The sequence below is a fragment of the Chromatium okenii genome, assembly GCF_016583745.1.
GTDB classification, from domain to species: Bacteria; Pseudomonadota; Gammaproteobacteria; order Chromatiales; family Chromatiaceae; genus Chromatium; species Chromatium okenii.
Genome location: NZ_NRRQ01000064.1, coordinates 1 through 7045, shown reverse-complemented (window position 1 = coordinate 7045; position 7045 = coordinate 1). Strand labels below are relative to the sequence as shown.

Sequence of the window (7045 nt, the reverse complement as noted above, 5' to 3'; positions counted from 1 at the left end):
GGAGCTAAACTCTAGTATTGCATAAAGTGCATTTTAGTGCATTATAGCCACATGGAAAACACAATCAGCACAGGCAAAGCCGCCGCGTTACTCGGCATTTCCGTCAAAACCCTGCAACGCTGGGAACGGGAAGGACGTTTGGTGCCCATTGCCCGCACCGATACGAATCGCCGTGTTTATACAGAATCCCAGATTAAAACATTTCTCGGGTTACGCGCTATTGAAAAACCACCGCACCGCATTGTTGCCTATTGCCGCGTCTCTAGTGCCGCACAAAAAACTGATTTACGCAATCAGTGTCAGATATTAGAAGAATTTGTCATTGCCAGTGGATTAGCGAATGTAGAGTTTATTGAAGAAATTGGCGGTGGACTCAATTTTAAGCGCAAAAAGTTTTTAGCACTTATGGATGATATTGGTCGCCATGAAATTAAAACGCTCGTTATTGCACATCAAGATCGTTTAACTCGCTTTGGTTTTGAATGGTTTGAACACTATGCCACCACACACGGCTGTGCGTTGTTAGTATTAAATCAACAACGGTTATCACCAGAACAAGAAATGGTGCAGGATATGATGACCATTGTGCACTGTTTTAGTAGTCGGTTGTATGGATTACGTAATTATAAAAAGCAGTTAAAAGAGGCGTTATTAAAATAGGTGCTGTATGTCACTCGTGACGCGCTGCGTGGTATCAAAAAATCTCACCAAAGCGAAATATACGCGATTAACAGAAATGGCGCGTTTATGTGGCGCGGTGCGTGCTGAAGCGTGGCGGCGCTATGGTGGATTGAATGGTTTAGGCAAAAATCCGCGTGACATTCGTGATCAAGATTGGATGCGCAGCGATGGTTTAGGTGCAACAACACAATTACCCGCTCGAATTTGGAAAGCGACGCTAGAAGATGCGCTCAACGCAATTAAAGCGAATCGAGCGTCCGCAGTGACCGAGTGTACTAAAAAGGTTTGGCGTTCTAAACGTTGTGAGTTAGATAAAAAATTACTCACTGCCATGTTGCGCAATGAAACATGGACAAAAAATAACCTATTACATCGTTTGATGCGGCGACAGTTGCCGCATGGTAAAAGTCACACGTACAATCAAATTGTCTTTGATATTCAAGGCTATAATTGTTTTACGCTGAATGATCAATGTTGGATTAAAGTGTCTTCTCTGCGGCGCGGTCGGCGTCTTGCGATTCCATTAGGTCAATTTAATCATCAGATCACCGGTGCTATTCGTATCTGCATGAGAGACGATGGTGAAGTGGCTATTTTTTACACTGTAAATGAAATGGATGCGTGTGTGACGCGCCCGTGCGGTGATCAAGAATTGGGGATTGATAAAGGGTTTAGCGAGGTATTTACTGACAGTGATGGACAGCGTCATGGTACAGATTTAGGGCAATTATTAACCCAAGAATCAGATCATTTGAAGTCGGTTTATACTGCCCGCCAAAAAATCGCCGCCATTGCTAAAAAAACAAAAAACGCTGCCAAAGCCCAACGGATTAGAAAAAATAATTTAGGTCGTAAAAAGTTGAATGCACGGCGGCGGCGCTATCGGCAGAAAATCAGAGCTAAAATTTTTGCAGCAGCACATGCGATTTTTGATAAAGCACATTCAATTGTCGTTGAAGATTTAACGCACGTCATTCGTGGTTATGATCGTGGGCGCAATATGAACCGGCGCTTGGCGAGTTGGATAAAAGGTTTAATTCAACAGGCAATTGAATCAGTATCCCGCCGACGCGGTGCGTCGGTCAATTTGGTCAATGCCGCTTACACGTCGCAATGGCTGCCCAATTGCTCGGCTTTTGGCAAGAGAATTGGGGAGTTTATTTATTGCCCGTTGGGCAAGGGCGTGTTTGTGGCCGATCATATTGCGGCGGTGAATGTTCTCCAGCGCAAAAACGATACGGGGATTAGTCGCTATCTTAATTACCGCGAGGTAAAAAAGATTCTGGATGAACGAAGCCGTCAGACTGAAAGACCTTGTATTGTTTTCGGACAATGCGTGGTGCCTTTTGGTCATGCCTGAGACTGCCCAGGCGAGACTCCAGTTGCCGTGACAACACGGTCAACGGAGAGTGAATGACCTAGTTGTGTGTACACACTTTTGCGCACATTTTTGGGAGCAGTACTTAATGATGAATGTTGATTTCACTAAATCTAACGTCGGCAATATTGATCGCATCATTCGTGCGGTTTTAGGCGTTTTGCTGATCCTGAGCGTCTTTAGCGGCAGCAGTTGGGTCGTCGGCGTGATCGGCGCAGTATTGCTGACTACCGCGTATTTTCGCTTCTGTCTGGCTTACACTCTCTTTGATTTCAGTTCCAATAAAGAAGTGATTTCAGAACACAAATAAGCCAAGACACTGCCTGCCGAGCGGGTCATCAGACCCGGCGGTGGGCTTTTTTTTGTTCGCAAATTCAAGCGCGTTGGCAAGCGGTGCTCATGTCCGCAGTGCCGGTGACGCCCGCTTCTCGCGGATGCGCATCAGCATGGCATTCCACGACGTCGCAAAAGCATCAACCCCCTCGCGCTGCAACCTAGCGGCCAGCGCGTCATCGTTGATGCCCTCGTGTTGGAATTCCGCAATCACGGCTTCGGCATAACCGCCATCGACCGGCAGCACCCGTTCGACCTGACCATGATCAGCGAAAGCCAGCAGCGTTTTCTCCGGCATGGTGTTGATCGTTCCGGGTGCTGCCAGCGCCTGAACATACAAGGTATCCGGCGCAGCCACATCCTTGGTGCCGGTACTCGCCCACAACAGGCGCGGCGCTCGTGCGCCAGCGGCGGCGAGTCGCTGCCAACGCTCCGCTGCCAGCAATTTGCCGTGTGCTGTATAGGTGCGCATGGCGATGGCGATGCCCAACCGATTGTGCAATGGCGTTGCGACATCCTGCTTCACGGCGACATCCCAGCGGCTCACAAAGAATGACAACACTGCCGCTACCCGGAGATCGAGTCCAGCCGCCAAGCGGCGTTCAATGCCGCGCAGATAAGCCTCGGCTGCGGCCAGCACCTGTTCGCACGAGAACAGCAGCGTGACGTTGACCGGTACGCCGTTGAAGATGACCTCTTCGATGGCGGCGATACCGGCGGGCGTGCCGGGGATTTTGATGAACAAGTTGGCCTTGTTGGCCTTGGCGTGTAGCCGGCTCGCATCGCGGATGGTGTGCGCCACGTTGTGCGCCAGCAGCGGTGAGACTTCGAGCGACACCCAGCCATCCACGCCGGCGCTGGCGGTGAAGGCGGGGCGGAACAGATCGGCTGCTTGCGTTAAATCCTCAAGCGCAAGCTCAAAAAACAGGTCTTCATCTGATAAATCCATATCGGCAAGCGCGTGGATGCTGGCGTCGTAGCTGTCACCCGTGCCGATGGCGTGCTCGAAAATGGTCGGATTTGAGGTCAGACCAGTCACCGCTAACGCGCTGATATAGCGTGCCAAGGTGCCGCTGCGCAGCAACGGGCGGGTGATGTTGTCCAGCCAGAGGCTCTGTCCAAGTTGGTGGAGTGCCTGTGTCGCGTTCATGTTTGCAGTCCTGAGTTCGGGCGAATTGGGCGGAGAGAACTGCCGCACTCTGCGCTCTTACAACCAGCGCCTCTGTACGCTGCCATACGCAGGTTTTAGCCGCGCCTATTCCACCACCGGTGCATATCCCTGACTGCGCACCCCGTGCAGCAATTCGTTCACCTCGCCGCTGGTAACACCCAACATTTCTAATGCTTCTGCGCCCAGCCGCAAACTGCTTTCAATCGCTTCGGGATATGCCCGCGTCGCGCCAGCTCGCAATAAATTGGCGCAGGCTTCTAAATCTCGCGCTCGCGCAATCACGGGCACCTGCGGATAAGCAACGCGAATATGCGACACCGCTTGCAGAGCGGTTAAACCGTGATCAATGGTTAAAATCACCAACGCAGCACTTTCCACTTGCGCCGCCTGCAATAATTCGGGATTGCCAATATCGCCGTAATAGACCGCTCGCCCATCGCGCTCACCGCGTTCGACGTAAATCGGATTGGTATCAAACGCAATAAACGGAATGTTGTTGACTTCCAATAAAGTCGCGATGGTGTGCCCGACGCGCCCATAACCGGCGAGCACCACGCGCCCTTTCACCGGAATGCCGGTGGTTGCTTGATCGTAGTATTTCGCAGTTGACGAGCGCCGCTCCGCTCGTCGCGCCAGCAAATCGCCCAAACGCACCAATAACGGCGTGGCCAACATTCCCACTGAAATGACGCTCACCGCCAGCGCAAAGGTGGTGCTGTTAATCACGCCCATCAATTTTGCCGATCCAAATAATACAAAGCCGAATTCACCGCTTTGCGCCAGCATAAATGCCAATCGCGTCGCCACGCCGCGTGATAACCCAAAAATGAGCGCAATAAAAAATAACACGATTAACTTAATCGTCAGAATAATTAACACGTGCTGCGTTAATAACCAAGGATGTTCCGCAATGGCGGGTAAATCAATCGACATTCCCACCGCGACAAAAAACAAACTCATTAACAAGCCTTTGAATGGCTCAATGTGCGCTTGAATCTGAAAACTAAAGCGCGTTGATGAGAGCAGCATCCCCATTAAAAATGCGCCTAGCGCCATTGATAAACCGGCGTGGTGCATCGCGCCAGCAGCGAGAAATACTGATAATAAAACCACCAAAGCAAAAGCATCACGATTGTTTTGGCGCAGCAGGCGTTCTAATACAAAGGGCAATAGATAGCGCCCCGCTGCGAATACCGCGCCAATCATTCCGCCCACCAGCAGCCATTGTTCCCACCAAGGCGCTGGATTGTCACTGCCGCGATTCGCAAATAACGGCACCAGCGCCAGCAGTGGGACGACCGCTAAATCCTGCATCAACAGCACGGCAAAGGCGGCGGTGCCATGTCGCGTCGCCAGATCGCCGCGCTCGTGGAGCAATTGCATCACCAGCGCGGTGGACGACAGCGCGAGCGTCAATCCAATCAGCAACGCTGCCTGCCACGTCGCTTGATAAAACGAGATGTAACCGGCAATCGCGCCGCCGCAGAGCAAAATTTGCACCGTGCCCAAACCGAACACTTCGCGCCGCAGTGCCCACAACCGTTTGGGCTGCATCTCCAGCCCAATCACAAACAGCAGCAAGACGACGCCTAGCTCGGTGAAATCACGCATATCTTCAACGTGTTGCGTCACGACCGGTCCGGGCGAGTGCGGGCCAACGGCGATGCCGGCGACCAGCAAGCCGAGAATTGATCCCAAACCCAGATGTTTGAACAAGGTGACTGCCAGTGCTGCCGCAGTCAGTAATACGATGGCGGAAAGCACAAAGCTGTTGAGTTCCATGATTGACGTGTCTCACAAGCGGAATGGCAACGAATGGCCAAGCAGTTTACCAGTTGCGTTGTGAAGCTCCGGTTTTCAGGTGCGCGGAGCAACCGCTCGCCAGCGGCTGAGTCGGCGTGAGCACGGGGGTAAGTAACAGCTTGCAATAATCTATACTTATGGAAAAAATTAGGTGAAAGTGTGTTACGCTTTAACCAAGAAAGTGAAGGGGTCAAACCGTCGAGCGAAAACCAAGCTCAAGATTATAAAACTTCATTTTCGTATCGAAAGACATGGTCTGGACACGTTACAGCCGAGACCTTAAATGCACACCAGAGCAAAGTGAGACCATAGTTTCATCATGGCTTTTGCGTTGACGATGTGAATATATCAAAGCGAGATTTGTACGCTTTTGTATAGATTTTTTTAGATATTTAGTAGCGGTTGTCTGCGATATTCGTTGTTTAAGCGTTTATTTTTGAATGCAGACACAAAAAAAGCCCCACATTAGCGGGGCTTTTTTTCATTCATATCAGAGCAGAATTGGTTGTCTAAACCGATTCCAATTTAGCAATTTATTGAGCGTTAATTTCTTTTTGCCTAATGAATCGGTTAATCGACCCCGCTGGCACGGCATTTTAGAACAAAATCCGCGCCGTCTGCGAGTTTGCTTTTGAACCGCTTGTTAGGCTGCAACTTCCACATATTCGACATATAGTCGATCCAACATAAAATGATTACAAATGACAGGCAAACAAAGCATCAACTGAGCAATGGTTCCTTTTACGAATCGCTTTTGCTTTTGCCCAATAGTTTTCAATCGGATTTAAGTCAGGTGAATATGGTGGCAAGTATCCTAAAATATGCCCGCTTTCTTTAATCTTTTGCTGAATATCTTGTCTTTTATGAAAAGCGGCATTATCCATAACAAGAACACAGTTTTTCGGTAATTTTGGCAACAAATCATCGGTTATCCATGCAAGAAAAACTTGAGAGTTAATTGAACCAGTAAATATAGTCGATCCAACATAAAATGAGTTATAAACTAAGGTGGTAAAAACACATGACTTATTCTATTGATTTTCGTCGTCGAGCATTAGAACTAAAAGAAAAGCTTAATCTTACTTATAGTGAAGCCGCTCATAGGCTAGGAGTCGGACCTGCAAGTTTAGCTCGTTGGAATAAAGAACTGGAACCGCAAAAGCATCGTAATAAACCTCCAACTAAAATTAATACGGATCATCTTTTAAAAGATTAGGAGTTACGCAGTTGCGAACAAGCCATACAATGGTGCTGATAAATAAAATCGCACGGCACTGCGCACGATCTTATTTTTTGCTTCCATAATGCTTATTCCAGTTCGATAGAAGTAGCGTTCCAAACGTATGAAAGCACGAATTGCAAGACCAATATGATTGCGTTGAGAAATTGCTGAACGCGCTTGACAGCGTTCCACACCGCAGTTTTGTTTGAGATCGTGATGATAAACTTCAATCATCCATCTTTTTTCAGCCAAACTTTTGCGCATCAAATTTGACATTAAAAAATCATTAGTCGCCCAGTATTCCGTGTCACCGTTTTTGGAAACGATCCGGAATGCTTTTACTAAGCCATAACCTTTTAGGTGAACAATTTCTCCCTCAGAAGAAAGATGAACATCTCTAATCGCTCTGTTTCCGGTTCGGTCTGGATCAACTTGCCGGTTTGATTTGAGCTGCGTC

8 protein-coding genes are annotated in these 7045 nt (G+C 48.9%); 4 read left to right on the top strand and 4 right to left on the bottom strand.

Annotated elements, in window-relative coordinates; translation table 11 throughout:
• Window positions 1-51 precede the first annotated feature (51 nt).
• The 3 genes from CKO12_RS13830 (at window position 52) to CKO12_RS13820 (ending at window position 2369) form a co-directional block, all read left to right on the top strand.
• The gene (locus CKO12_RS13830) at window positions 52-660 is read left to right on the top strand and encodes an IS607 family transposase (RefSeq protein WP_200155310.1); all 609 of its coding nucleotides are present in this window, start codon (window positions 52-54) and stop codon (window positions 658-660) included.
• Between the two features lie 7 nt (window positions 661-667).
• Window positions 668-2041 (top strand): IS200/IS605 family accessory protein TnpB-related protein, encoded by a 1374-nt coding sequence (locus CKO12_RS13825; RefSeq protein ID WP_200155309.1) that lies wholly within the window; start codon window positions 668-670, stop codon window positions 2039-2041.
• 106 nt (window positions 2042-2147) lie between these two features.
• Entirely contained in the window at window positions 2148-2369 is a 222-nt protein-coding gene (locus CKO12_RS13820; protein ID WP_420826844.1) for a YgaP family membrane protein, read from the top strand.
• A gap of 87 nt (window positions 2370-2456) precedes the next feature.
• Here the strand turns inward: CKO12_RS13820 and tal are convergent, their stop codons facing one another.
• The 3 genes from tal to CKO12_RS13805 form a co-directional block, all read right to left on the bottom strand.
• Window positions 2457-3542 carry a transaldolase gene (tal, locus tag CKO12_RS13815; RefSeq protein ID WP_200155307.1) on the bottom strand — a complete coding sequence of 362 codons (1086 nt, stop codon included), beginning with the start codon at window positions 3540-3542 and terminating at the stop codon, window positions 2457-2459.
• 105 nt (window positions 3543-3647) lie between these two features.
• Window positions 3648-5345 carry a cation:proton antiporter domain-containing protein gene (locus CKO12_RS13810; protein WP_200155306.1) on the bottom strand — a complete coding sequence of 566 codons (1698 nt, stop codon included), beginning with the start codon at window positions 5343-5345 and terminating at the stop codon, window positions 3648-3650.
• Between the two features lie 716 nt (window positions 5346-6061).
• Window positions 6062-6340 carry a transposase gene (locus CKO12_RS13805; RefSeq protein ID WP_200155311.1) on the bottom strand — a complete coding sequence of 93 codons (279 nt, stop codon included), beginning with the start codon at window positions 6338-6340 and terminating at the stop codon, window positions 6062-6064.
• Between the two features lie 47 nt (window positions 6341-6387).
• Between CKO12_RS13805 and CKO12_RS13800 the strand changes: the two genes are divergently transcribed.
• Window positions 6388-6582, top strand: a complete 195-nt coding sequence (locus CKO12_RS13800) for a transposase (RefSeq protein ID WP_200155305.1) — start codon at window positions 6388-6390, stop codon at window positions 6580-6582.
• 3 nt (window positions 6583-6585) lie between these two features.
• On the opposite strand, the gene CKO12_RS13795 is transcribed toward CKO12_RS13800, so the two are convergent.
• Window positions 6586-7045 (bottom strand): transposase (locus tag CKO12_RS13795; protein ID WP_200155151.1); only part of this gene is annotated, 460 nt, incomplete at its 5' end.

Excerpts from the sequence above, each read along its gene's own strand:
- CKO12_RS13830 (WP_200155310.1), top strand. The coding sequence starts at position 52 with ATGGAAAACACAATCAGCACAGGCAAAGCCGCCGCGTTACTCGGCATT.
- CKO12_RS13825 (WP_200155309.1), top strand. The coding sequence starts at position 668 with ATGTCACTCGTGACGCGCTGCGTGGTATCAAAAAATCTCACCAAAGCG.
- CKO12_RS13820 (WP_420826844.1), top strand. The coding sequence starts at position 2,148 with ATGATGAATGTTGATTTCACTAAATCTAACGTCGGCAATATTGATCGC.
- tal (WP_200155307.1), bottom strand. The coding sequence starts at position 3,542 with ATGAACGCGACACAGGCACTCCACCAACTTGGACAGAGCCTCTGGCTG.
- CKO12_RS13810 (WP_200155306.1), bottom strand. The coding sequence starts at position 5,345 with ATGGAACTCAACAGCTTTGTGCTTTCCGCCATCGTATTACTGACTGCG.
- CKO12_RS13800 (WP_200155305.1), top strand. The coding sequence starts at position 6,388 with ATGACTTATTCTATTGATTTTCGTCGTCGAGCATTAGAACTAAAAGAA.